Annotated in this window: 23 protein-coding genes; 14 read left to right on the top strand and 9 right to left on the bottom strand. The window is 70.2% G+C overall.

Going from position 1 to position 25275, the window contains the following annotated elements:
• The first annotated feature begins 67 nt into the window (after nucleotides 1-67).
• The 3 genes from WCD84_RS01500 to WCD84_RS01510 all read left to right on the top strand — a co-directional run bounded on the left by WCD84_RS01500 (nucleotide 68) and on the right by WCD84_RS01510 (nucleotide 2401).
• Nucleotides 68-622: a C40 family peptidase gene (locus WCD84_RS01500; RefSeq protein ID WP_343280178.1), complete on the top strand. Its 555-nt coding sequence runs from the start codon at nucleotides 68-70 to the stop codon at nucleotides 620-622.
• A gap of 111 nt (nucleotides 623-733) precedes the next feature.
• Nucleotides 734-1381 carry a C40 family peptidase gene (locus WCD84_RS01505; RefSeq protein ID WP_343253680.1) on the top strand — a complete coding sequence of 216 codons (648 nt, stop codon included), beginning with the start codon at nucleotides 734-736 and terminating at the stop codon, nucleotides 1379-1381.
• Between the two features lie 168 nt (nucleotides 1382-1549).
• Nucleotides 1550-2401 (top strand): bile acid:sodium symporter family protein, encoded by an 852-nt coding sequence (locus WCD84_RS01510; RefSeq protein WP_343253681.1) that lies wholly within the window; start codon nucleotides 1550-1552, stop codon nucleotides 2399-2401.
• A gap of 64 nt (nucleotides 2402-2465) precedes the next feature.
• Here the strand turns inward: WCD84_RS01510 and WCD84_RS01515 are convergent, their stop codons facing one another.
• Nucleotides 2466-3890, bottom strand: coding sequence for a M16 family metallopeptidase (locus tag WCD84_RS01515; RefSeq protein WP_343280179.1), 1425 nt, complete (start codon nucleotides 3888-3890; stop codon nucleotides 2466-2468).
• 10 nt (nucleotides 3891-3900) lie between these two features.
• Nucleotides 3901-5349, bottom strand: a complete 1449-nt coding sequence (locus WCD84_RS01520) for a M16 family metallopeptidase (protein ID WP_343280180.1) — start codon at nucleotides 5347-5349, stop codon at nucleotides 3901-3903.
• A 137-nt stretch (nucleotides 5350-5486) separates the two neighbouring features.
• On the opposite strand from WCD84_RS01520, the gene bla reads away from it, so the two are divergent.
• Nucleotides 5487-6362, top strand: coding sequence for a subclass B3 metallo-beta-lactamase (bla, locus tag WCD84_RS01525; RefSeq protein WP_343280181.1), 876 nt, complete (start codon nucleotides 5487-5489; stop codon nucleotides 6360-6362).
• Nucleotides 6363-6418: 56 nt separating this feature from the next.
• On the opposite strand, the gene WCD84_RS01530 is transcribed toward bla, so the two are convergent.
• Entirely contained in the window at nucleotides 6419-7786 is a 1368-nt protein-coding gene (locus WCD84_RS01530; protein ID WP_343253685.1) for a dicarboxylate/amino acid:cation symporter, read from the bottom strand.
• A 152-nt stretch (nucleotides 7787-7938) separates the two neighbouring features.
• Between WCD84_RS01530 and WCD84_RS01535 the strand changes: the two genes are divergently transcribed.
• On the top strand, nucleotides 7939-9663 hold the full coding sequence (locus tag WCD84_RS01535; RefSeq protein WP_343280182.1) for an alkaline phosphatase: 1725 nt from the start codon (nucleotides 7939-7941) through the stop codon (nucleotides 9661-9663).
• Nucleotides 9664-9749: 86 nt separating this feature from the next.
• Here WCD84_RS01535 and WCD84_RS01540 read toward each other — a convergent pair whose 3' ends face one another.
• From WCD84_RS01540 to WCD84_RS01550, 3 genes are all read right to left on the bottom strand, one after another.
• Nucleotides 9750-11078, bottom strand: a complete 1329-nt coding sequence (locus WCD84_RS01540; RefSeq protein ID WP_343280183.1) for a peptidoglycan-binding domain-containing protein — start codon at nucleotides 11076-11078, stop codon at nucleotides 9750-9752.
• Between the two features lie 23 nt (nucleotides 11079-11101).
• Nucleotides 11102-11488, bottom strand: coding sequence for a hypothetical protein (locus WCD84_RS01545; protein WP_343280184.1), 387 nt, complete (start codon nucleotides 11486-11488; stop codon nucleotides 11102-11104).
• A 107-nt stretch (nucleotides 11489-11595) separates the two neighbouring features.
• Nucleotides 11596-12048, bottom strand: a complete 453-nt coding sequence (locus tag WCD84_RS01550) for a CopD family protein (protein ID WP_343253719.1) — start codon at nucleotides 12046-12048, stop codon at nucleotides 11596-11598.
• A 73-nt stretch (nucleotides 12049-12121) separates the two neighbouring features.
• Between WCD84_RS01550 and WCD84_RS01555 the strand changes: the two genes are divergently transcribed.
• The gene (locus WCD84_RS01555) at nucleotides 12122-12712 is read left to right on the top strand and encodes a class I SAM-dependent DNA methyltransferase (RefSeq protein ID WP_343280185.1); all 591 of its coding nucleotides are present in this window, start codon (nucleotides 12122-12124) and stop codon (nucleotides 12710-12712) included.
• Nucleotides 12713-12803: 91 nt separating this feature from the next.
• Nucleotides 12804-14132 carry a polyhydroxyalkanoate depolymerase gene (locus tag WCD84_RS01560; protein ID WP_343280186.1) on the top strand — a complete coding sequence of 443 codons (1329 nt, stop codon included), beginning with the start codon at nucleotides 12804-12806 and terminating at the stop codon, nucleotides 14130-14132.
• Between the two features lie 17 nt (nucleotides 14133-14149).
• On the opposite strand, the gene WCD84_RS01565 is transcribed toward WCD84_RS01560, so the two are convergent.
• Together WCD84_RS01565 and WCD84_RS01570 are read right to left on the bottom strand one after the other, a co-directional pair.
• Complete coding sequence (locus WCD84_RS01565; protein ID WP_343253691.1) at nucleotides 14150-15070, bottom strand: sensor domain-containing protein; 921 nt, start codon at nucleotides 15068-15070, stop codon at nucleotides 14150-14152.
• Nucleotides 15070-15450 (bottom strand): PadR family transcriptional regulator, encoded by a 381-nt coding sequence (locus WCD84_RS01570; RefSeq protein WP_449280041.1) that lies wholly within the window; start codon nucleotides 15448-15450, stop codon nucleotides 15070-15072. The genes WCD84_RS01565 and WCD84_RS01570 overlap by 1 nt, the downstream gene beginning before the upstream one ends.
• A gap of 99 nt (nucleotides 15451-15549) precedes the next feature.
• Between WCD84_RS01570 and WCD84_RS01575 the strand changes: the two genes are divergently transcribed.
• The 3 genes from WCD84_RS01575 (at nucleotide 15550) to WCD84_RS01585 (ending at nucleotide 18907) form a co-directional block, all read left to right on the top strand.
• A complete protein-coding gene (locus WCD84_RS01575) occupies nucleotides 15550-16548 on the top strand; it encodes a peptidylprolyl isomerase (protein WP_449280042.1) in 999 nt (332 codons plus the stop codon).
• A gap of 129 nt (nucleotides 16549-16677) precedes the next feature.
• On the top strand, nucleotides 16678-16974 hold the full coding sequence (locus WCD84_RS01580) for a hypothetical protein (protein WP_343253693.1): 297 nt from the start codon (nucleotides 16678-16680) through the stop codon (nucleotides 16972-16974).
• 118 nt (nucleotides 16975-17092) lie between these two features.
• Nucleotides 17093-18907 (top strand): DUF885 domain-containing protein, encoded by a 1815-nt coding sequence (locus WCD84_RS01585; RefSeq protein ID WP_343280187.1) that lies wholly within the window; start codon nucleotides 17093-17095, stop codon nucleotides 18905-18907.
• Between the two features lie 156 nt (nucleotides 18908-19063).
• Here WCD84_RS01585 and WCD84_RS01590 read toward each other — a convergent pair whose 3' ends face one another.
• The gene (locus tag WCD84_RS01590) at nucleotides 19064-20695 is read right to left on the bottom strand and encodes a serine hydrolase (RefSeq protein WP_343280188.1); all 1632 of its coding nucleotides are present in this window, start codon (nucleotides 20693-20695) and stop codon (nucleotides 19064-19066) included.
• Between the two features lie 116 nt (nucleotides 20696-20811).
• Here WCD84_RS01590 and WCD84_RS01595 point away from each other — a divergent pair, with 116 nt between their 5' ends.
• The 4 genes from WCD84_RS01595 (at nucleotide 20812) to WCD84_RS01610 (ending at nucleotide 25184) form a co-directional block, all read left to right on the top strand.
• On the top strand, nucleotides 20812-21648 hold the full coding sequence (locus tag WCD84_RS01595) for a DUF72 domain-containing protein (RefSeq protein WP_343280189.1): 837 nt from the start codon (nucleotides 20812-20814) through the stop codon (nucleotides 21646-21648).
• Nucleotides 21649-21764: 116 nt separating this feature from the next.
• Nucleotides 21765-22706 (top strand): DMT family transporter, encoded by a 942-nt coding sequence (locus tag WCD84_RS01600; RefSeq protein WP_343280190.1) that lies wholly within the window; start codon nucleotides 21765-21767, stop codon nucleotides 22704-22706.
• Nucleotides 22707-22709: 3 nt separating this feature from the next.
• Nucleotides 22710-24419 (top strand): ExeA family protein, encoded by a 1710-nt coding sequence (locus tag WCD84_RS01605; protein ID WP_343280191.1) that lies wholly within the window; start codon nucleotides 22710-22712, stop codon nucleotides 24417-24419.
• 9 nt (nucleotides 24420-24428) lie between these two features.
• Nucleotides 24429-25184 (top strand): general secretion pathway protein GspB, encoded by a 756-nt coding sequence (locus tag WCD84_RS01610; protein WP_343280192.1) that lies wholly within the window; start codon nucleotides 24429-24431, stop codon nucleotides 25182-25184.
• The last annotated feature ends 91 nt before the right edge of the window (nucleotides 25185-25275 follow it).

A 25275-nucleotide genomic window follows, 5' to 3' on the forward strand; every position in this document is an offset into this window, starting at 1 on the left:
AATGGGTCCGGAAGCGCGGCACGCGGCCGCTTGTAGGAATGCGGGGGCTCGGCCAAGATGCCGGCCGATGGGCAAGGACACGCATTATCCAGACACCGGCCGTCGCGCGCCAATCGCCGCCGCGGTGTTGCTGGCCGTGGCCTTCGCCGCCGGCTGCGGCCGCGACGCTGTCCGCGCGCCGGTGCCGGCCCGGGCTCCGGCCGTCGCCGAACGCGAATGGCCCCAGGTCACGCCGGCCGATCCGGCCGCGGCCAATGCGGTGCTGATGCGCGCCATCAGCCTGGTCGGCACGCCCTATCGCTACGGCGGCAACACGCCCGAGGGCGGCTTCGACTGCTCGGGCCTGGTCAACTATGTGTACCGGGACATGCTGGACCTGAAGCTGCCGCGCACCTCGCGCGACCTCGCCGCCTACCAGGGGCCGAAGATCCAGCCGGAAAAGCTGGCGACCTCCGACCTGGTGTTCTTCGGCAGCGGCGGCAGCGTCACCCACGTCGGCATCTACATCGGCGAAGGCCGCTTCGTCCATGCCCCCAGCACCGGCGGCACGGTCCGCCTGGACCATCTCGACGGAAGTTACTGGCGGCGCAACTACAGCGGTGCAAAACGCATCCTGCGCTGAATCGGGGACATGCGTCTCACGACCTTCACGCCCTGATAATGAAATCGTAACAAGTTCACGCCGTCTCTACGGCACCATCACGCGCTGCTGTTGTCGACTTGTGAAGACCGCGTGACATTTTTCCCAGGCATCGCCTTCTCCAGCCGCTCCACCCTCCGGGTGCGATCGCTCCTCTTCAGCGGCCTGCTGCTCTGCGCGGCCCCGGCATTCGCCGCCCCGCTGGGCGCCGACTCCGCCGACCAGATGCTTTCCGGCTCGGCCAGCCAGACGCTGATGGGCACCGCCGTCGCGCCGAACCGCGACATGCTGAGCGCCGCCGACGTCCTGCAGCTGATCGAGGCCGGCGAGTCCAGTGCCGACGCCCAGCCGGCTGGACGCATCCAGGTCCTGCTGCAGCGGGCCATGGGCCTGCTCGGCACGCCCTACCGCTGGGGCGGCACCTCGCCGGACTCCGGCTTCGACTGCAGCGGCCTGGTGGGCTATGTGTTCCGCACCGCGCTGGGCATTGAACTGCCGCGCGTCTCGCGCGAGATGGCCGGCAACGGCGAAAAGGTGGAACGCGCGGCGCTTGCCGCCGGCGACCTGGTGTTCTTCGGCCGCCGCGGCAAGCGCGTCGACCACGTCGGCATCTACGTCGGCGACGGCCAGTTCGTGCATGCGCCACGCACCGGCCGCGATGTCACGGTGTCGCGCCTGGACACCGGCTACTGGGCCGGCAAGTTCCTGCAGGCCCGCCGCGTGGACGGCCTGCACAGCTGAGCCGCTGCCTGGCGCGATGCTGATTTGACCGAAGGCCGCCTTCCCAGGGCGGCCTTCCTGCTTGCGCTGCCCGGGCCCCGTTGCAGCGCGGCGTGCACGCCCCCGCGCCGCGGGTGAAGCTCGCTGCCATCGAAACCACGATAAAGGACCGCGATGCAGGCGACGCTGTTGACCAACCTCCTGCTGCCACTGGCGCTGGGGGTGATCATGCTCGGGCTCGGAATGGGCTTGACCATCGACGATTTCCGGCGCGTGGCGCGCTATCCGGGGGCGGTGTTGACCGGCCTGGCCCTGCAGACCCTGGTCCTGCCCTGGATAGCCTTCGGGCTGGCGCTGGGCTTCGGCCTGCGGCCGGAACTCGCGGTCGGGCTGATGCTGCTGGCGGCTTCACCCGGCGGCGCCACCGCCAACATCTACAGCCACCTGGCCCGCGGCGACGTGGCGCTCAACATCACCCTGACTGCGATCAACAGCCTGCTCTGCCTGCTGACCCTGCCGGTGATCCTCAACCTGTCGCTGGAGTATTTCCTGGGCGCCGGCCAGTACGTCCCGCCGCCGGTGGCGAAGGTGGTCGAAGTCGGCGTCATCATCCTGCTGCCGGTCGCCGCGGGCATGGCCGTGCGCCGGTTCGCGCCGGGGTTCGCGGCCAGTTCGGCCAAGCCGCTGAGGCTGCTGTCGGTGGTGGTGCTGGCGCTGCTGGTCGCGGTGGCGGTGGCGCAGTCCTGGCAGGTGCTGCTGTCGTCGGTGGCCGTGGTTGGCTTGGCCTGCCTGCTGTTCAACCTGGCCAGCCTGGGCGCGGGCTATGCGGCGCCGCTGGCACTGAAGCTGCCGCGCCCGCAGGCAATCGCGATCTCGATGGAGATCGGCATCCACAACGGCACGCTGGCGATCTTCATCGCGCTCAACGTGCTCGGCACGGCCGCGATGGCGATCCCCGCGGCGGTGTACAGCCTGCTGATGTTCTTCACCGCGGCCGCGTTCGCCTGGTGGCTCAACCGCCCTGCCACGGCGCCGGCCTAGGCCCGCGACCGCCGCCGGGCCGCCGGGCATCTTCCCCCGCAGTCGGGGGAAGACGGCTGCCGGTCTATTCGACCCTGGTGAACTCGCCCCACTCGGCCAGCTGCCCGGCGATCGCGCCGCCATCGCCGACCACGATGATGCTCTGCCGCTCCGGCGCGAAGTACTTCGCCGCCATCGCCTGCACCTGACCGGCGGTCACCGCGCGCACCCTGGGCACGAACTCGCCGAGGTAGTCCGGCGGCAGGCCGACCAGCCAGTTCGAGGCCAGCGACGACGCCACCGATGCCTGCATCTGGTTGCCGATCAGGTAGCTGCCGGCGACATAGCGCTTGGTGTCATCGAGCTCGGTCGCCGGCACCGGCTCGGCGCCGAGGCGTGCGTACTCACTGAAGAACTCGGTCAACGACGCGCCGGTGACCTCGTTGCGAACGTCCGCGGAGCCGACCACGTAGCCGCCCTGCGCCGAGGACGTGGCGCCGGCACGTGCGCCGTAGGTGTAGCCCTTCTCCTCGCGCAGGTTCTGCATCACCCGGCTTGAGAAGCTGCCGCCGAGCACGGTGCCGGCGAGCTGCAGCGCAATCGCGTCGGGGTCGCTGGCCGGCACCGCCGGACTTGCCAGCCGCAGGGTCGACTGCACGCTGCCATCGCGCTGCAGCAGCAGGCGCCGGGCCTCGGCCTGGCGCGGGGCGGCGGGCGTGGCCGCGACGTCGGCCGATCCCTGCGCCTTCCAGTCGCCAAAGGCCGCCTCGGCGAGGCGGAACGCCTCGTCGGCCTCGACGCGGCCGGCAACCACCAGCAGGCTGCGCCCGGGATGGAAACGCCGCGCGTGCTCGCGGCGCAGCACCTCGGGGGTCACGGCCGTGATCGAGGCTTCGGTCGGCTGCGTGCGCGCATAGGGATGGTCGCCGTAGACCGCCGACAGCAGCGCGCGGGTGGCGCGGAACCCCGGCTGCGCCTCGGCCGCCTTCAGCGCCTGCAGTGCATTGGCCTGCGCCAGCTTGACCTCGCCCTCCGGGAAGGCCGGCGTGCGCGCGACCTCGGACAGAAGGGACAGCATCGGGCCGGCATTGGCCGCCAGCGCATTGGCATGCACGATGGCGCCGTCGCTGCTTACGGTGGCGCCGATGCCACCGCCCTGGGCCTGCGCGAATTCGGCGATCTGGCGTGAATCCCGCTCGGCGGTGCCTTCGGGCAGCAGGGCGGCGAGCAGCGAAGCGAAGCCCGGCGCGTCCGGTGCATCGGCCACGTAGCCAGCATTGCGCACCGCAAGCACGTAATCCACGCGCGGGATGCCGTCGCGCGGCACCACCCAGACCTCGAGGCCGTTGGCGAGCGTCCTGCGTGCAATCTCCGGCACCGGGAGCGGCTTGTCGGCCGCGTACGGCGGCAGGTCCTTGGGAAGGTCGGCGGCGGGGCCGGCGACGGCGGCGCCGCAGGCCAGCGCGGAAACGGCCAGGGCGAGCAGCGTGTGCTTGAAGAAGATGGTCATGGGCGTCTCCTCAGTCCTGGCCGCTGGTGGCAGGCGTGGCGGCGTCGGCGTCGGTGCCATCGTCAACCGCGGCGGCGTCCACGTCGCTGGTTGCGGCCGCGGCGGCCTGCAGCATCGCCTCCGGCTTGCGGTCGATGACGGTGCGGTTGTCGCGCGTCAGGTAGGTGCGCGCGGCGCGCTGCACGTCGGCCGAGGTCACGGCATCGATCCAGCCCGGAATCCGGTTCACGACTTCGGCGTCGTCCCACATCAGCTGCAGCTTGGCCAGGGCATCGGCGCGGGAGAGGAAGGACTCCAGGCCGTTGTACCAGTCGGCCAGCATGCGGGTCTTGACCCGGGCCAGCGTTGCGTCGTCGACGCCGTCGGCGACCACCTTCGCGATCTCCTCGTCGATGGCGGCCAGCATGGCGTCGGCATCGGTGGTGGGCTTGTACAGCGCGAACACGGTGAACAGCGTCGGGCCGTCATATTCCCACTCGCTGGTCAGGCCATAGAGCGAGTCGACGTTGAGCGCCAGCTCCCGGCCCTTCACCAGCCCCTGGTACAGGCGCGAGGCGTCGCCGTTGGCGAGCAGCGCGCCCAGCACCGCCATCGGCGCCTGGTCGGCGCTGCCGCGGTCGGGCATCTTCCAGGCCACGGCGATCGCCGGCACCTGGGCCAGCTTGTCGCCCTGCTGCAGGCGCGTCTCCTGCGTGTTGAGGCCTTCGCTGAAGTCGGGTGCGGCAGGCGTCTCGCGCCGCGCGATGTCGCCGAAATACTGCTCCGCAAGCGCGAAGCCTTCGTCCGGCGAGATGTCCCCGGCCAGCGAAAGGATCGCGTTGTTCGGGCCGTAATAGTCGCGGTGGAACGCCTTCACGTCTTCCAGGCTGGCGCTTTCAAGATCCTCGAAGCTGCCGTAACCGTCGTGGTTGTTCTCCCACTTCTGGAACGCATGCATGCCGATGTCGATCCACATGAAGCCGCCATAGGGCTGGTTCTGCACGTTGTTGCGGATCTCTTCCTTGACCACGTCCTGCTGGTTCTTCAAGGTCGACTCGCTGAAGTCGAGCATGCGCATGCGGTCGGCTTCGAGCCACAGGATCGGCTCGATCGCCGACGAGGGCGCGATCTCGATGTAGTTGGTGAAGTCGGCGCGGGTCGAGCCGTTGTTGCGCCCGCCGCCGCCGGTGATCACGCGGTCGAACACGCCCTCGGGCGCGTTGGCCGAGCCCTCGAACATCAGGTGCTCGAACAGGTGCGCGAAGCCGGTGCGGTTGCGCGGCTCGAGCCGCATGCCGATGCCGTAGACCACGCTGACGCCCACTACCGGCGCGCTGCGGTCCTCGGAGACCACCACGGTCAGACCATTGTCGAGGGTCTTCGTCGCCACCGGGATATCCCAGCGGTCGGTGTCGGCGGCGAAGGCCGGCGCCGCGATCAGCAGCGCCGACAGCCACGCGATGTGCCTGGGCAGTTTCATCTGTCCCCCTCTCCCTTGTGGACGAATCGCGAACATACCGCGGATGCCCGGGCCGGTAGCCGGCCGGAAGTCATGCCCGCGACGCAGGGCCGGCATCGGTGGATACTGCCGCCTTTCCGCCCCCGCACCGGTGAACGATGTTCCCTCGCACCCTGCCCGCCGCCCTTGTCCTGGCCCTCCTCCTGTCGCCCCGGGCCGTCGCGGCCGCGGAGCCGCCGCTGCCGCAGCTCGAGGCCTACACCGTCCACGAAAGCTGGCGCCAGCCCATCGCACCGGTGCGCATCGCCGACAGCACCTGGCACATCGGAACGGCCAACCTGAGCGCGATCCTGGTGAAGACCCCGGCAGGCGCGGTGCTGATCGACGGCGGCATGCCGCAGGCGGCGAACATGCTGTTGCGACACATGGCCGACCTGGGCGTGGCGCCCGGCGACCTCAAGCTGATCCTGCTCAGCCAGGCCCATGCCGACCACGCCGGCCCCCTCGCCGAGATCCGCCGGAAAACCGGTGCGCGCATGGCCGCGAACGCCGAGTCCGCGGTGCTGCTGGCACGCGGCGGCAGCGACGACATCCACTTCGGCGACGCCATCACGTTCCCACCGGTACAGGTCGACCGCCTGCTGCTTGACCGCGAAGTCGTCGAACTCGGCGGCATGCGCTTCACCGGACACTTCATGCCTGGACACACGCCGGGCAGCACCGCCTGGACCTGGACCGATCGCGACGATGGCCGCGAAGTCCGCATCGCCTATGCCGACAGCCTGAGCGCGCCGGGCTACCAGTTGCTCGGGAACCCGCGCTATCCGCGCATCATCGAGGACTATCGCCGCAGCTTCGACGTGGTCCGCGCCCTGCCCTGCGACCTGCTGCTGACCCCGCACCCGGGCTCCAGCGGACGCGATTTCGCCGATCCGGCGGCTTCCAAACCGATGGGCTGCATCGAGTACGCCGACACCGCGGAGCGCGCCTTCGAGGAGCAGCTCGAGGCCGAGCGCAGCAAAGGCGGGCGCTGAGCGGAGCAGGCCAGGCGCAGGCCGGCAACCGGCGCGGCGGCAGCGGCGGCCACACGCTATGGCTGGCCGGCGCGCCCTGTATCGACGGCTTCTTCTTCGGCCCGGTCGCCTTCCTCGACCCCGACGTTGCTCGACGCGCGCTCGTACACCGCGCGGTCGAGCAGGCCGGTCTCCTTCGCCACCAGCACCGGCACCAGCACCTGGCCGGTCACGTTGGTCATCGTGCGCATCATGTCGAGGATGCGGTCGATCGCGTAGAGGATGCCGATCGCCTCCAGCGGCAGGCCGGCGGCGCTGATCACCACCGTGGCCATGATCACCGCCGTGCCCGGCACGCCGGCGGTGCCGAAGCTGCCCAGCACCGAGGCCAGGGCGATCAGGAAGTACTGGCCCGTCGACAGCTCGATGCCCATGAACTGGGCGATGAACACCGCGCCCAGCGCCGGATAGATCGCGCCGCAGCCGTCCATCTTGATGCTCGCGCCGAGCGGCACGGCGAAGCTGGCGTAGTCCTTGTCCACTCCGAGGTTGTGCGTGGCCGAGGTCAGCGACAGCGGCAGCGCGGCGAAGCTCGACGACGCCACGAAGCCGATCTGCATCGCCGGCGCCGCGCCGCGGAAGAACTTCAGCGGGTTCAGTCCGTGCGCCAGCAGCAGCCCGGTGTAGACCACCAGGATGTGGAAGGCACAGGCGAGGTACAGGGCGATGACGAACTTGCCCAGCGGGATCAGCTGCTCGAATCCATAGCTGCCCACCAGCGCCGCGATCAGGCCGAAGGTGCCCAGCGGCGTGGCCTCGAGCACGAAGCGGGTGACCTGGATCATCATCTCGCGCGACTCGTCCATCAGCGCGCGCAGGCGCAGCGCCTTCGCGCCCAGCCGGACCAGGGCGAAGCCGACCAGGCCGGCGAAGAAGATCACCTGCAGGATGGTGAAGTTGCTTGGCACGATGACGCGCTGCCCGTCCTCCGTGCGCCCGGCGCCCAGCGCGGCCATGGCGCGGAACGGGTTTTCCGGGACGATGTTGACCAGCACGTCCAGCGGACCGGGCACGTCGCGCTGCTGGTAGGTCTCGGCCACCTGCAGGCTGGCCGCATCGACGCCGACGCCGGGCTTGAGCACCAGCCCGAACGTCAGCCCGACCGCCACCGCCAGCACCGCGGTGATCGCGAACCAGGCGAAGGTGCGCGCCGCCAGCGCGGCGATGGAGCGCTGCCCCGCCAGCGAACCCACGGCGCTGACCACGGCGAAGAACACCAGCGGGATGGCGATCATCTTGATCAGGTTGACGTAGACCGTGCCCAGCGGGCCGAACCAGGTCTCCGCCGCCGGGCCGAGCAGCCAGCCCGCCAGCGCGCCGAGCACGAAGCCGGCGGCCACCCGCTGCCAGAACGGGATCTTGAACCAGGCCTTGACGTGCTTCATCGGCATCCAGCGGAAATTGCAGTAAGGCACCTTAGCCCATGGGTCCTCCCGGCGGCGATGACGGAGGCGGAACGCCGGAGTGTCATCACCGGGACGCTGCCCGCCGGCCATAATGTCCCTTCCATCGGCCGCCCGAACCGCACAGGACCCTCATGACCCGCACCGCACGCCCCTTCTCTCCGGCTTCGATCCGCACCCGCCTGCCCGCCATGCTGACCGTGATGGCGGCCTGCCTCGCGACCGCCTGTGCGACGCAGCCCGCCGGCGGCAGCGCCGCGCACGCGACCTCCAGCAGCGCCGCGACGCCGGCGTCGTTCCACGTCGACGTGCCTGCGATCAGCCGCCCCGAAGGCGAGACCGCGGAATGGTGGTATCGCAGCGGTGCCGCGCACGCGGCGGCCAACGGCGCCATGGCCGGGCGCGCGAAGAACGTGATCCTGTTCGTCGGCGACGGCATGAGCCTGACCACGGTGGCCGCGGCGCGGATCTACGCCGGCCAGCGCGAGGGCGGCTCCGGCGAGGAGAACCTGCTGTCCTGGGAGCATTTCCCGGCAACCGCGTTCTCGCGCACCTACAACACCAACGCGCAGACGCCGGATTCCGCCGGCACCATGACCGCGATGGCCTCGGGCGTGAAGAGCCACATCGGCGCGATCGGCGTCAGCGCCGGCGCCATGGACGACTGCGCGGAGTCCCGCGGCAAGCGCGTGCAGAGCTGGCTGGCGCTCGCCGCCGATGCCGGCATGGCGACGGGCATCGTCACCACCGCGCGCCTGACCCACGCCACGCCCGCGGCGCTGTACGCGCATGTCCCCAACCGCAACTGGGAAAGCGACGCCTCCACCCCGGACGCGGCGAAGGCGGCCGGCTGCACCGACATCGCCAGCCAGTTCATCGACTTCGTGCGCGACACCGGCGGCCCGCAGGTGGTGCTGGCCGGCGGCGCGCGCGAGTTCCTGCCGGCCGAAGAAGTGATGCCGGGCGTGCGCGGTCGCCGCAGGGACGGTCGCAACCTGGTGGCCGAGTGGCAGGAACTAAACCCCGACGGCGCCTTCGTGCACACGAGCGGCCAGTTCGAAGCCGCGCGCGGTGCATCGCCGGTGCTCGGCCTGTTCGAGTCCAGCCACATGCAGTACGAGCACGACCGCGACCGCAGCGCTGAGGGCGAACCCGACCTCGAAGCCATGACCCGCTTCGCGATCGAGTCGCTGTCGCGCCGCGACCAGGGCTACGTGCTGCTGGTCGAGGGCGCCCGCATCGACCACGCCAACCACGAAGGCAACGCCTACCGCGCGCTCGACGAGACCGCTGCCATGGCGCGCGCGGTGCAGGCGGCGTCGGACATGACCTCGGCCGAGGACACGCTGATCGTGGTCACGGCCGATCATTCCCACGTGCTCAGCTTCTCCGGCTACCCGCGCCGCGGCAACCCGATCCTCGGCAAGGTGCGCGAATACGGCGACGGCCCCGCCCTGGACGCACTCGGCCTGCCCTACACCACGCTCAGCTACGCCAACGGCCCCGGCTACGCGGGCGCCAGCAACGAACAGCCGGCCGGGCCGAAGCGCCACGGCCACGACCTGGAACAGGCGCAGCCGGCAGTGGGCCGCCCCGACCTGAGCGACGTCGATACCGCGCATCCGGACTACCTGCAGGAAGCGCTGGTGCCATTGGGCTCCGAAACCCATGGCGGCGACGACGTCGGCATCTGGGCGCGCGGCCCGGGCAGCGCCGCCTTCCGCGGCACGCTGGAGCAGAACGTGATCTACCACGTGATCGTGCAGGCGGCGCCGAAGCTGCGCGGCCAGCTGTGCGCCGCGGGCAGCTGCGACGCATCGGGCGTGCCGGTGGATCTGCCGGACGTCTCCAAAAAGTAGACCGACATCCGCGCCGCGCGAAATGGACGCAGCGCGGCGGCTTCACGCACGCACGCCGTGGGCCATCCGGTCCACGGCAGCCCGTCTCAGATTCCGTGGGCCATGCGCCCGGGCTCCGCTGGTGCCAGCGCCCGGGCCATGAGTCCGGGCCCGGCGGTGTGCGGCCCCATCTCCTGGAGCGCACGCAGCGACTCGCGTGGCGACACGGCCTGGGCCTCCTCGATGGCCATCGACACCCGACGCTGCGCCGGGTCGTCCAGCCGTCCCTGGACAACGAACACCCGCGAAGGCCCCGCTGTCCCGCCTTCGGGCGAAGCAAACACGACGTGGTCGGCGGACGTCAGCCGCTGCGCCGCTGCACGGCCGGCAAGCGCGAGCGCCACGAGTTCGCCATCCGCCTCCGGTCCGGCGCCGCGATCCGGTTCCAGGCGCCTGATGTGGCCGCGGATCTGTTCCAGCAGCCGGAGTCCACCGCGCGGCGAGTCCATCCGGCCGCCCTCCTCGAAGACCGGCGACGGCAGCACCGGCCTGCCGAGCACCACGTCAAGCGACGCCCGCCACGTGCCAGGGTCGATGTCGGCCGTCGGCTCCAGCCCCTGGTCCAGCTGGAAGGCGAGCACCGCGCCCTGCATCGACAGCCGGTAGACCCCGTCGATCTCGACCGGCAAGCTGCCCACGGCCCGGTAGTCACCGGCCAGCAGGGCGCGCTGCACCATGGTGATGCGCTCGCCGGACCCGCCGACGCGCAGCACGCCGTCTTCGACCGGCGCACGCGGCTCCACGCCCGCGCGGTGCGCGGCCTGCACCGGCAGGCGGCCCTCCACCAGGTCGCGGATGTAATTGTCGAACCGGCCGTAATGGCGCGTGTCCATTTCGATGTGGACGTGCTTGCCCGCATTGCGCGGCAGCCCGATGTTGTTCTGGGTACCGAGGGACTGACCGTAGGCCACGGCGTCGTCGACCTCCACGGCGATCGGCCCGAGGTGGCGGATGCGGGCGATCAGCGACCGGTCATCCGGATCGAGGATGTCGACCACGCCATTGGGCGCGTCCACGCGCCCGATGATTCCCGCCACCGGTGCCGGCACATCAACGCGGCGGCTGTCCCTCGCGGTCGGGTCGTCGAGGATGAAGTCCTTGATGAGCAGGACCTGGTCGGGGGCCAGGGAGCCATAACGGTCCGTGCGGCGCACCTGTACTTCCTGGAATTCACCGCCGACGACGGCATAGGAGCGCCGCACGCTGTTTTCCGCCTGGAACGGCACGCCTTCTTCAAGTCGGGCGCGATGGTTCGCACCAGGATGGTGGGTAACCAGGCTCTCAAGATCGGTGACGGGCACGTTCCACTGGTTGCCGCTGGCATCCGGACCACCGAGCTGACGCACCAGATAACGCGTTGCCGGTTTATCGGCCATCGGACACTCCTTGTCCCCGGGGTTTACTTGCAGCGCATATACATCCTTGCGCTCCGTCCATCAGCCACCGTCAGCAAATCCCCTTCCAGCACGTAGATGAAAGGCTGCTCCAGGCCTTCAGGGCCGATGTTTGAGGTCGTCAGGATCCGCCATGTCCTGGGTGACGAGGTCAGAAGGTCCGCGGACACAAGGTCCTCGATCTCCTCGTAGTTCAGGCGCTGCCGGCCGGTGATCTCGAAGCGGCCGTCGCGATCGGAGGCTTCACCGGGATCACACGGCAGCTCAGGCTCCCATACACCGAGCATGGGAGCGGGGAAGGACGTCCCTTCTGCAGCGGCGAAAACAGGCGCGCAAAGCGCGATAAGAAAAAGTGCCAGAACCGTGCCCCGATTCCTTCCGACAAGACGCATGACGTCCTCCATGACATGCCACAACGAACCCCGAGCCTAGCAGCGCTGCCTGCGCCCCGGTATAGGGCTTTCCCGAGGCGCGGCACTGGGTTTCCCGTCGCCCGTGATCAGAACGGCTTCGCAAGCACCAGCCAGACGATGACCAGCAGGATCAGCACCGGCAGCTCGTTGCGGATCCGGAGCATCTTCGTGGAAGGAAGGCTGCCTCCGCGCGCGGCGGTCTTCAGCTGGCGGCCTTCGAAGATGTACATCGCGAACATCACCGCGACCAGCAGCAGCTTGGCATGCATCCAGCCGGTACCGGTGCCGACCAGGGTCGGGAACTCCGGGATCACCCGATAACCCATCCACAGCACCAGCCCCGCGACCACCGCCAGCCCGAACATCACGTGCCCGAAGCGGTACAGGCGGCGGCCCATCAGCAGCAGGCGCTCGCGCACCGCGGCGTTGCCGCCGTCCTCAGCGATGTTGATCAGGATCCGCGGCAGGTAGAACGCGGCGGCGACCCAGGCCATCACCAGCACGATGTGGACAGCCTTGACCCAGAAATAGCTCTGCATTTGCTTGAAGCCCCTTGGAGTAATGCGCGACAGGATCGCACGGAGGCCGCCGCAGCCGGTATCGTGCGCGCCCATGGACAAGACCTATGACCGGGAGTATTTCGACCGCTGGTACCGCCAGGGCGGCATCGGCGGACGCCAGCGGCTGGCCCGCAAGATCGCGCTGGCCGTGGCCACCGCCGAGTACCACCTCGAGCGCCCGCTGCGCACGGTGCTCGACATCGGCTGCGGTGAGGGCGCCTGGCGCGCACCCCTGCTGAAGCTGCGCCCGAAGGCCCGCTACATCGGCTTCGACAGCAGCGAGTACGCGATCAGCCGCCACGGCGCGCGCCGCAACCTGCATTTCGCGCGTTTTTCCGACTTCGAACACCTCCGCCCCTGCCCGCCGGCCGACCTGGTGGTCTGCAGCGACGTGCTGCACTACCTGCCGGCGCGCGAGATCGATCGCGGCCTGCCCGGCCTGGCGGAGCTCTGCGGCGGCGTCGCCTTCCTCGAGGCCTTCGCCCGCGAGGACGCCGCCGTAGGCGACGAAGACGGCTTCATCGGCCGTCCCGGGGCCTTCTACCGGCGCCGCTTCGAGGCCGTCGGCTTCCGCGCACTGGGCTCGCACTGCTGGCTGGCCCCGGGCCTGGCACCCGGGGCAACCGCCCTCGAACTTGCCTGAACGGGGGCTCCGGCCATGTGACGAAAGGCCGACACGGGCCCCGGCCCGCCTGCGCTATGCTGCAGCGCGCAATAAACGAGCACGCCCGCCGATGATGTACCAGCTGCACGAATTCAACCGCACCCTGCTTGCCCCGTTCACCGAACTGGCGCAGGCCAACGCGAAGATCTTCGGCACCGACGGCACCTGGCTGTCCTCGGTCCCCGGCGCTGGCCGCCTGGCCGCGGGCAACGAGCTCCTGCACCGCATCGGCAAGGACTACGAAAAGCCGCCCTTCGCCATCCACCAGGTGGTCAAGGACGGCCACGACGTGCCGGTGGTGGAAAAGGTGGCGCTCGACAAGCCCTTCTGCCGCCTGCTGCGCTTCAAGCGCTACACCGACGACGCCGAGAACATCCTCGGCATGAAGGACCAGCCCACCGTGCTGGTGGTCGCGCCCCTGTCCGGCCACCATGCCACGCTGCTGCGCGATACCGTGCGCACGCTCCTGCCCGAGCACAAGGTCTACATCACCGACTGGGTCGACGCGCGCATGGTGCCGAAGGAGGCCGGTGCCTTCACCCTCGACGACTACGTCGCCTACATCCAGGAGTTCATCCGCCACATCGGCGCCGAACGCCTGCACGTGATGAGCGTCTGCCAGCCGACCGTGCCCGTGCTGGCCGCGGTCTCGCTGATGGCGTCGCGCGGTGAAGAACTGCCGCGATCGATGGTGATGATGGGCGGCCCGATCGACACCCGCGAATCGCCGACCGCGGTCAACAACCTGGCGGCGAAGAAGCCGCTGTCGTGGTTCCAGAACAACGTCATCCACGTCGTGCCGCCGAACTACCCCGGCCACGGCCGCCGCGTGTACCCGGGCTTCCTGCAGCACACCGGCTTCGTGGCGATGAATCCCGAGCGCCACTTCATGTCGCACTGGGATTTCTACCAGGACCTGGTCAAGGGCGACCAGGAGGATGCGCAGTCGCACCGCAAGTTCTACGACGAGTACAACGCCGTGCTCGACATGCCCGCCGAGTACTACCTCGACACCATCCGCGTGGCCTTCCAGGAGCACCTGCTGCCGCGCGGCGAGTGGGATGTGGCCGGCGAGCGCGTCAACCCCGCGGCGATCCGGGACTGCGCGCTGATGACCATCGAAGGCGAGCTCGACGACATTTCCGGCCTGGGCCAGACGCGCGCCGCGCACGATCTGTGCAGCGGCATCGCCGAGGCCGATCGCGCGCACTTGACCGTGGACGGCGCCGGCCATTACGGCATCTTCAGCGGCCGCCGCTGGCGCACCCAGGTGTATCCGCAGGTGCGTGACTTCTTCGCGGCGCACGATGCGGCGCCGGCCAAACCGGCTGCAGCGGCCAGGCGTCCCGCGCCGGAACGCGCCGCCAAGGCGGTACGCACCGGTGCCAAGCGCCGCTGAGGCGCGGCGCCGACCGCTCAGGAATACCGGGCGGTCTTGACCAGCAGGTGCTTGGCCAGCAGCCCGTGGCCACGACCGATGGCGCGCGCAAGGTGCAGGGTGGCGAACAGCAGCAGCACGCCGCCGAGCAGCATCGGAAGCAGTAGCGCGCCCTCCACCGGCACGCCGTCGACGCCGTAAAGCACCACGTGGTTGCTGTGCAGCCAGGCGTCGCCGATGCCGGTCCACGACGCGATCGGCGCGAGCACGAAGCTGATCCCGATCGCCAGCAGGGTGGTGGCCAGGGTGAAATAGACGATGCCAAGCGGCAGCATCAGCAGCATGTACAGCATCGTGCTCCAGGTCCGCACGTCGGTGAACATGTCGCCGATGCGCTGCCAGATGCTGCGCCCGCGCACCGTGTACAGCGGCCGCCGCGGCATGCGTTCGCCCAGCATCACTTCCACGATCCGCCCCTCCACCAGCGACAGCACCCGCACCGAGCCGAAGAACAGGATCAGCAGCGGGATGCCGACGATCGTGATCGACAGGCCGAGCGTGGTCGAGAAGCCGGCCACCACCCAGGTGAAATAGAAGATGCCGGTGGCCAGCGCCAGCACCATGTAGAACAGCGAGGCATAGGTGCGGGGATCGGCAACCACGCCGAAGAAGCGCCCGAACGCCGACTTGCGCGGCGGCGGTACCGGCGAGCGCAGCGCGGTCTGCACCGTGGCCTCGGTATCGCGATAGATGTCGGCGACTTCGTCCGGCGCGCCGTAGCTCGACGCGACCGCGGCGATGACCTCGGCCTCCGATCTGTCGGGGTTCTCGGCAAGCTCGGAGCGCAGGTACTCCTCGGCGTCGTACAGCGCGTCCTGGACCATGGCCGGGTCGGCGCCGGCCAGTGAGCGCCGCAGCTGTTCGAGGTATTCGGGAATGGTGTGCGGCAGGCTGTTCATCACGGGGTCCCCTCCAGGACGGTGTCGACGGAATCGCGGGTCGCGCGCCAGGCGGCGGCCCATTCGCGCAGGGCGGCCTGCCCTGCCTCGGTCATGCGGTAATAGCGCCGCGGCGGCCCCGACTCCGAGGGCCCGACGTGGCTGGACAGCAGCCCGGTCGCCTCCAGGTTGCGCAGCACCGGGTACAGCGCGCTCTGCTTGCCGCTGAGCACGCCCTCGCCGAAGCGCTCCAGGGTCTTGGCGATCTGGTAGCCGTACATCGGCTCCTCGGCGCGCGAAAGCACCGCCAGCAGGGCCAGGGCGACCACGCCCGAACTCAGCTCGCGCTGGAACTTGCGCATCGCGGCGTCGATGTCGGGCGGGGGCAGCTGTTCGACCATGGGTGGATGCTAGTGCTAACTTCCATATAGTGAATGTGCCGATAGTCAGGACCACCAGCGGATGCGCAACAATCGCGGCCACCCGACTGGAGCCACGACGTGCACACAAGCCACCGCATCCGCCCCCTGGCCCTGCTGGCCGCCCTGTTTTGCAGCGCTGCCGCGTCCGCCGGCTCCGACCCGGCCGGTCGATCATCCGATGCCGGCCCGGCTGCCCCGGCCGCCGAGCCCGCCGCGGCGCAGGCCGAAGTCCAGGCGCAACGCCCGAAGACCACGCAGGAGCTGCTCGATGCCTCGCTGCCCGCCGACTGGCGGCGCCCGGATCCCGCGAACACCCTGTACATGGAGCTGGCCGGCAGCCGGGTGGTGATCGAGCTCGCGCCGGACTTCGCACCGGAGCACGTCGCCAACATCCGCGCGCTCGCCAAGGAAGGCTTCTGGGACGGGCTGACGATCTACCGCTCGCAGGACAACTTCGTGGTCCAGTTCGGCGACATCACCGACGAAGGCGAGGTGCCGAAGCCGCTCGGCGGCGCGAAGGCGGCATTGCCCGCGGAGTTCTCGCGCCCGGCCGAAGGCCTCGCCTTCCACGCCCTGCCCGATCCCGACGGCTGGGCGCCGGAGACCGGGTTCGCCGCCGGCTTCCCCGCCGCGCGCGATCCGGCTGAAGGCCAGGCCTGGATGGCGCACTGCTACGGCACGCTCGGCGCCGGCCGCGACATGGCCGCGGATTCCAGCAACGGCACCGAGCTTTACGTGGTCATCGGCCAGGCGCCGCGCCAGCTCGACCGCAACATCACCCAGGTCGGCCGGGTGCTGCAGGGCATGGAGCTGCTGAGCGTGGTGCCGCGCGGCACCGGCCCGCTCGGGTTCCACGAACAAGCCGCACAGCGCATGCCGATCAAGGCCGTGCGCCTGGCGTCCGAAGTCCCTGCGGCCGAACGCACCGAGATCCAGGTGCTGCGCACCGACACACCGCTGTTCGACGCAGTGGTCGAGTCGCGCCGGAACCGCCGCGACGACTGGTACCTGCAGCCGGCCGGCCACATCGACCTGTGCAACATCACCGTGCCGGTGCGCACGCCGCCGGCGACCTGAGCGTGGCGGCCGGCCGGCACGTCCGATGCGGCGTGCCCGGTGCATGGCCCGTCACGCGGCCTTGGCCCGCGGCTTCCTAGCCTGCAGTCCCGGCCCCCACGGCCACCGACCCCCAGAGGATCTCCCGCGATGGCCCTGCTCAGAATCCGCCTCACCGGCAGCGACGACACCACGCGCGCTGTCATCAACCTGCTGCAGAGCCTCGACGGAATCGAGCACGTCGAAGAGATCGACGACCTGATGCCCCAGCTCGACGACGCCGACTCGAGCTCGGCCGGCCTGAGCGACGTCGGCGGCCCACAGGGACACACGATCGAGATCGACGCGCCCAATCCGTCGACCGCGCGTCGCGTGCGCGAAGCGGTCGAAGCGCTGGCGTTCGACCTCGACGCACTGGTCGAGTTCGAGGAAGAAGACGAGGACTGAATCCGGGAGGGCCGCGACCCGCTCTGCAATCCGGCGATCGCAAGGTAAACCATTGGCCCGGGCGACGGCTTCCCGCCCGCCCTATGCTGGTGGATTGCCACCATGCCCGAGATCCGCCATGTCCCGTCCGCTGCTCGCTGCATCCCTGCTCGCGCTTGCCCTCGCCGCCTGCCAGGGCCAGGTTCCCGCGACGCCCTCCGGCGACGCCGCGGCCGCGCCCACCAACGCCGCCGAGCGCGCGCAGGACCAGGCCTTCGCCGCGGTTTCCGCGCGCTTCCTCGACGAGGGCCTGGCCCTGTCCCCGGTCTCTGCCACGCAGATCGGCGATCACCGCTTCGACTCCGAACTCGACGACCTCAGCGCCGAAGGCCGGAAGAAATCCGCCGACTGGACGCGCGGCATGCTCGCCGAACTCGACGCCATCGATGCCGCCGCGCTCTCGCGCGAGAACCAGGTCGATGCGCTGATCCTGCGCAACACGCTTGAAGGTTCGCTGTGGGACCTGGAGACCATGCAAGGCTGGGCCTGGGATCCGCAGGCCTACAGCGGCCTGGCCGGGGGCGCGATCTACAGCCTGATGGCGCGCGAGTTCGCGCCGCTGCCCGAGCGCCTGAAGTCCGCGACCGCGCGCATGGAAAAGATCCCGACGCTGCTGGCGCAGGCGCGCGAAAACCTCGACCCGGCGCGCGTGCCCCGCACCCACGCCGAAACCGTTGCCAGCCAGAACAAGGGCATCTTCACCCTCATCGACACCTTCATCACCCAGCATGCCGACGAGCTGCAGGGCGCCGACCGTGAGCGCCTGGACGCGGCCATCGCCGCGCTGCGCCCCGCGGTGGAGGAGCACCAGGCCTGGCTTGACGACACCCTGGTGCCCAATGCCAAGGGCGAGTTCCGGATCGGCGCCGAACGCTACGACCAGAAGCTGCGCTTCTCGCTGAACTCCTCGCTGGGCCGCGAGGAGATCCGCAGCCGCGCCGAGGCCGAACTGGCGCGCGTGCGCGACGAGATGTACGACGTGGCGAAGATCGTGCTGAAGGATCGCGACGGCGCACCGGACACGCCGGAGCAGCCGGGCGAAGACCAGCGCCAGGCCGCGATCGAAGCGGCGATGGAACTCGCCAACGAAGACCGCCCCGGCCGCGACGAAGTCGTGGACTTCGCCAAGCACACCCTCGACGTGGCCACCGACTTCGTGCGCGAACACGACATCGTCACCGTCCCCAAGGACCCGGTGAAGATCATCCTGATGCCGGAGTTCCAGCGCGGCTTCGCGGTGGCCTATTGCGACTCGCCGGGTCCGCTCGACAAGGGCCTGGACACCTACTACGCGATCTCGCCGATCCCCGAGGGCTGGGACGACGCCCAGGCGACCTCGTTCCTGCGCGAATACAACAAGCGCATGATCCACGTGCTCAGCATCCACGAGGCGATGCCGGGCCATTACCTTGAAGGCGCGCACTCGGCCCAGCATCCGTCCACCCTGCGCGCGGCGCTGCGCTCGGGCCCCTTCGCCGAAGGCTGGGCGGTCTACACCGAGCGCGTGATCGCCGATGCCGGCTACCTCGACAACGACCCGCTGTTCCGGCTGATGCAGCTGAAGTTCTACGCGCGCTCGGTGGGCAACGCGATCCTCGACCAGGGCATCCACGTCGACAACTGGACCAAGGAGCAGGCGATGGACCTGATGGTCCGCCAGACCTTCCAGCAGCAGAGCGAAGCCGAGGGCAAGTGGATCCGCGCGCAGCTGTCATCGACGCAGCTGGCGACGTACTTCGTCGGTGCGCAGGAGCACTTCGACATGCGCCGCGCGGTCGAGGAGAAGGAAGGCGAGGCTTTCGACATGAAGCGCTACCACGACAGCGTGCTGGCCCAGGGCGCCCCGCCCGTCCGCTTCGCCCGCCAGCTCCTGCTCGACGAACCCATCCTGTAGCCACCCACCTGTAGGAGCAGCTATAGCTGCGACCCGGATCCCCCGACCTGCAGGAGCAGCTGCAGCCGCGACCACCCACCTGTGGGAGCGGCTATAGCCGCGATATCGAGGCGTCTCGTGGTCGCGGCTATAGCCGCTCCTACAACAGCTGACCGGTCAGTCTTTCCCCGGTACCAATCGCAGGTCGTGGAAGTCGAAGCTGAAATCGGTCAGCGGCGACACCGCTTCCATGCGCGCCTCGCGCACCTTGCCGTCGTGGTCGAGGCTGAAGTCGACGAAGGCGTCGGCGTTGAGCGTCCGGTCGCGCCAGCGCACGATGAAGCTGTCGTTCTGCCAGTGCTCCAGGTCGCCGACCAGCTGCGGGGTACGGGTGAAGCGCATCTCCAGGCCCTTGCGGCCTTCGGCCACGAGCACGTCGCCATACCAGGGATCGCGATAGGTGTCGGCATAGCCGGCCAGCGGCAGCGATGGCTTCGAACGCGCATCACGGGCGGCCTCGTGCTTCGCCCAGTCCTCCTCCGCCTTGTCGCCGCCCTTGGCGATCGCCGCGGAATAGGCCGCGACCCAGTCGGTCTCCGGCGCCTGCATGTAGGCATCCAGCACGTGCATCGTGATCGCGTTGAACGCGGCGCCGACTTCCTGGTTGGTCAGCACCACCACGCCCAGGTCCAGCTCCGGCACCAGCGTCAGGCGCGAGACCATCCCCGGCCAGCCTCCGGTGTGCCAGACCAGGCGCTGCCCGCGGTAGTCGCTGAGGCTCCAGGCCTCTCCGTAGCCGGCGAAGTTGGGCTTCGTGGCGGCGAGTTCAGGCACCGCCGGTTCGCGGACCGGGATCGGCGTCACCAGCGACCACATCGCCTCGTGGCGCTTGGCGCTGAACAAGCGCCTGGCATCGTCGCCATCGGCGGCACCGTCTGCGGGCACGCCTTGTTCAAGCACGCCGCCGTCCAGCTGCACGCGCATCCACTTCGCCATGTCGTTGACGCTGGAATAGATGCCGCCGGCGGCGGTGTTGTTCGACCAGGACATCGCCGGCACCGGTTCCGGATCGCCGGCAAAGCCCGGCCGCGCATGCCCGGTCGCGACGTTGGTATCGCTCGGGCGCAGCGCGTTGCTGTCGATGCGGGTGCCGGCCATGCCCACCGGCGTGAACAGCCGTTCGCGCACGAAGTCGGCATAGGTCTGGCCGGACACATCCTCGATCACCAGCTGCGCCACCGCGTAGAGCACGTTGTCGTAGGCGTAGCGGTCGCGGAAGCCGCCTTCGATCGGCACCTGCGCCAGGCGTTCGACCACGTCGCGGGTGCTGTAGTCCGAGGGCGGCCAGAACAGCAGGTCGCCGGCCCCCAGGCCCAAGCCGCTGCGGTGCACCAACAAGTCGCGGATGCGCATCTCGCGGGTGACGTAGGCGTCGGACATGCGGAACCACGGCAGGTGGTCGATCACGCGGTCGTCGAGCTTGAGCTTGCCCTCGTCGGCCAGGATCGACAGCGAGGCCGAAGTGAAGGCCTTGGTGATCGATGCGATCGAGAACAGCGTATCGGCGTCCACCGCTTCCGGCTTGCCGACCTCGCGCTGGCCCCAACCGCCGGCGAACACCACCTCGCCATCCTTCACCACCGCCACCGCGATGCCGGGGACCTTGAAGGTCCCGCGCGCCGCTTCAACCTGCGCATCAAGGCCGCCAAGCGGCGCGGGCGGCGCCTCCTGCGCGGCCGCGGCCGGTGACAGGAGGATGGCCGAAGACAGCAGCAGGGTGACGGCGAGGACGGTGTCTGGCGTGCGCATGGACGGGGCTACCGGCGTGGACTGCCCTGCAGTATCGGCGACTGCGACCTGCACCGGAACACGCGGGGCTATGATCGCGCTTCGGCCGGGGCGCTCCGGCGCAAGGCACCGCTGCGATGGACTCCCTGTTCGAGAACGCGGTCGCGCCGGTCGACCGCATCCGTACCGGCATCGGCGGCTGGACCTACGCGCCCTGGCGCGACAATTTCTATCCCAAGGGCCTGGTGCAGCGACGCGAGCTGGAATACGCCAGCCGCAAGCTGTCGGCGATCGAGATCAACGGCACGTACTACCGCGCCCAGACGCCGGCCACGTATGCGAAATGGCGCGACGAAACCCCGGCCGGATTCGTGTTCTCGGCCAAGGTGCCGAAGCGGATCACGCAGTCGCGGACCCTGGCCTCGACCGGCCGCCAGGTGGAGGACTTCATTGGCGGCATCGCCACGCTGGGCGACCGCCTGGGTCCGCTGGTGTGGCAGTTCGACCGCGGCACGCGCATCGAACGCGAGGACTTTGCGGCCTTCCTCGCCCTGCTTCCGCGCGAGGCCGATGGCCGCCCGCTGCGGCACGTGCTCGATGTCCGCGACCACCACTTCGTCGACGCACGCTACCTGGCGCTGGCGCGCAGGCACGGCATGGCGACGGTGTTCACCGACTCGGACGAACACCCCTCGTTTGCCGATGTCACCGCCGACTTCGTCTACGCGCGGCTGATGCGCGCGCGGGCCGGGACGCCCACCGGCTATCCCGGGGCGGAGCTCGCACGCTGGGCCGAACGCGCCCGCACCTGGGCCGCGGGCCGCGACCCTGGCGACCTGCCGCGCATCGAGCCCGCCAGCGGCAACGCAGCGGTGCCGCGCGACGTCTTCGTGTACTTCATCTCCGCCGCCAAGGAACGCAATCCGGCCGCGGCGATGGCCCTGCACGAGCGGCTGGTACAAAGCGCCGCCTGATCGCGGCAATGTGCCCCCCTGCCCCCGCCCGCGAGGACGGAGCCCCGGATTGTCCGGGGACACGAACGGGACGACGCGATCCGCGATAATCGCCTCCCCGTCCGCGACGACGCACCATGACACCGACCACCAGGACCCAGCTGCAGGTCCATCTCTGCGTACTGCTGTGGGGCTTCACCGCCATCCTCGGCAAACTGATCACGCTGCCGGCGCTGCCTCTGGTCTGGTGGCGGATGCTGCTGGTCGCCGCCGCCCTGGCGCTGGTGCCGCGGGTATGGCGCGGGGTGCGCGCGATGCCGCGCCGGCTGCTGCTGTCCTACGCCGGCATCGGCGTGCTGGTGGCGCTGCACTGGCTGACCTTCTATGGCGCGGTCAAGCTGGCCAACGCCTCGGTGGCCGCAACCTGCATGGCGCTGGCAACGGTGTTCGTGGCGATGATCGAGCCGAGGCTGGCGAAGCGGCGCTTCTCGCGCGCCGAACTCGCGCTGGGCGTATCCGTGCTGCCGGGCGTCGCGCTGGTGGTCGGCGGCATCCCCGACGGCATGCGCATCGGCGTGGCGGTGGGCGCGGTGTCGGCGCTGTTCGTCGCGCTGTTCGGTTCGCTCAACAAACGCCTGGTCGACCATGCGGACCCGCTGGTGGTGACCGCCATCGAGCTCGGCGCCGGCGCGATCGCGCTGACCCTGCTCGCGCCGGTGATGCCGCTGCTGTTCCCGGCCTTCGCCGGACCGCTGTTCGTGCTCCCGGGCGCGGCCGACGCCGGCTACCTGCTGCTGCTCGCCTTCGCCTGCACCCTGTTCCCGTTCGCGCTGTCATTGGTGGCGCTGCGCCACATGAGCGCGTTCTCCGCGCAGCTGGCGGTCAACCTGGAGCCGGTCTACGCCATCGTGCTGGCGATCGTGCTGCTGTCCGAACAGCAGGAGCTGAGCCTGCCCTTCTACCTGGGGGTGGTGATCATCCTCGCCGCGGTGCTGGTGCACCCGATGCTGGCCCGCCCGCGGCGCATCACCCATCCCGAGGCGCTGGCAGTGGGGGAGTCGCGCGACGTCACCGACTGATCCGTGGCAGGCTGGCGGCCCCGTCCCGCCGCGCAGCGCATGTACCTCGAGCATTACGGCCTCGCCGAGCCACCGTTCTCGATCACGCCGGACCCGCGCTTCGTCTTCCTGGGCGAGCGCCACCGCGACGCGCTCGCGCACCTGCTGTTCGGCATCACCCAGGGCGGCGGCGGCGGCTTCGTCCAGCTCACCGGCGAGGTCGGCACCGGCAAGACCACGCTCAGCCGGCTGCTGCTGAACCAGATTCCCGACAACGCCCGCGTGGCCCTGGTGCTCAACCCGCGCCAGGATCCGGTGCAGCTGCTTGAAACCGTGTGCGAAGAGCTGCGCATCGACCTTGACGGTCGCCGCGGCAACGCCAAGGCGCTGGTCGATGCGCTCAACGTCCACCTGCTCGAGGCCTATGCCCAGGGCCTGCGCGTGGTGCTGCTCATCGACGAAGCGCAGGCGCTGCCGGTCGAAACCCTGGAGCAGGTGCGCCTGCTGACCAACCTCGAGACCGACACCCAGAAGCTGCTGCAGGTCATCCTCATCGGCCAGCCCGAACTGCGCGACATGCTCGCCGAGCCGGGCCTGCGCCAGCTGGCGCAGCGCATCACCGCGCGCTTCCACCTCACCCCGCTCGATGCCGCCGGCACCGCGGAGTACCTGCGGCACCGCTTCCGCATGGCCGGCGGCCAGCACTTCCCCTTCGATGCCGGCGCGGTGCAGCGCATCCACCTGCGCAGCGGCGGCATCCCGCGCCTGGTCAACGTGCTCGCAGAACGCGCCCTGCTGGCCGGCTATGCGCGCGATCGCGCCACGATCGATGCCGCGCTGGTCGAAGAGGCCGCACGTGAAGCGCTGCCGCCCGCGGTGACGTCGGGCGCGCGGCGCACGGGCCGGCTGCTTGCGGTCGCCGGCGTCGGCGCCGTGGCGGTGATGGCGATCGCCGTGGCCGCGCTGTGGCCGCGAGAGGCCGACCGGGACGCCGTCGCCTCGCCCGGGACCGGGTCGGCAGCGCCCCGCGATCCGGCGACGGGCGCTGCCTCGCTCGCGGGCATTTCCACCGTCGAGGCGCCGGTGTCCGCGGCAGCGGCCGCCGTGGACGCCGCCGGCCTTGCGACCCGCATTGCCGGCGCCGCGGACCACGCAGCCCGGAACGCCGCGTGGCAGGCCCTGCTGCTCGCCTGGGCGCTGCCGCACACGGCCGAGGACGCGCGTGCCGCGAGCGGCTGTGCACCGGCGCTCGCCGCCGGTACGTACTGTGTCCGCGGCAGCGCGCACCTCGACCGCCTGGTCGCCATCGGTCGTCCCGCACTGCTCCAGCTCGACGCCGCCAACGCGAGCGCCTGGGCGCTGCTGCAGGGCTCGGACGGTCGCCATGCGCGCCTGCTGCTGGGTGATGCGGTCATCGACGTCGACCGCGCCACGCTGCAGCAGGCATGGAGTGGGCGCTATTCCGCCGTCTGGCGCTCCTCCGCGGGACTGCTGCCGGCGCCCGCCCGCGGTGCGGCTGGCGCATCCGTCGACTGGCTGCGCGAGCGCCTGGTGCGCGAAGGCGTAGCGGACGCGGCGGCGCCAGGGGCGGGATTCGATGACGCCCTGGTGGACTCCGTGCGGCGCTTCCAGCGTGCGCGCGGGCTCGCGGTCGACGGGGTGGTCGGCCCGGAAACGCTGTTCGCGCTGGCCTCGGACGACGCCGGCCCTCGCCTGCTCCGTCGGCTGGACTGAGGCACGCGCATGTCACTCATCCTCGAAGCCCTGCGCAAATCCGAAGCCGAGCGCCGCCGCGGCGAAGCACCCGGCCTGCGTGCCGAACTGCCGCCTGTCGCACGCGCGGCCCGGCGCAGCCTGCCGCCCTGGACCTGGATCGCCTGCGCAGCGCTCGTGCTTGCACTGCTCCTGGTCGCGCTGTGGCTGCGCGGCAACGGAACCGCGATCGAGGATGGCCACGGCGACCATGGCGCACGTGCAACCACCGCCCCCGCGGCGCCCGCAACGCCCGCAATGCCATCGGCAAGCATGCCGACGGCCGGCGATTCCGATCCCTTCCCGCCGGTCGACAGGATCACGCCGCCGGAGCCGCCGTCGCGCACGCCGCCGGAGCCAGACGCAGCAGCCCCATCGCCGCCCGCCGGACCGGCGGAAGCCGCGCGCCCCGCGGCTGCCGGCGACACCGTGGCTGCCAGCGACATCGCGGACATCGCGGACATCGCGGACACCGCCGACACCGCCCCGGCCCCGCGCCCTGCCCTGGCGCCTGCCAGCGGTGCGCTGCGCATCACCCAACTTCCGCCGGCCCAGCGCCAGCGCCTGCCGGAAATGAAGCTGACCATGCACATGTGGAACGAGGATCCGGCCCGCCGGTTCGTGGTCATCGACGGCCAGCGCAGGTCCGAGGGCGATCGCGTCGGCGAAGCCGGCATCACCGCCATCGATCGCGACGGCGTCCTGCTCGAACTCGACGGCCAGCCGATCCGCGTTCCCCTGCCCTGACCCGGCCAACCCCTGGCCGCGCCCTGGATGCGTGACAAACCCCCTCCGCCAGCGAATCACTCCCTGTCACGCAGAATCAGGGAATCCGCTC

Source organism: Luteimonas changyuni (assembly GCF_039548395.1).
Classification (GTDB): domain Bacteria; phylum Pseudomonadota; class Gammaproteobacteria; order Xanthomonadales; family Xanthomonadaceae; genus Luteimonas.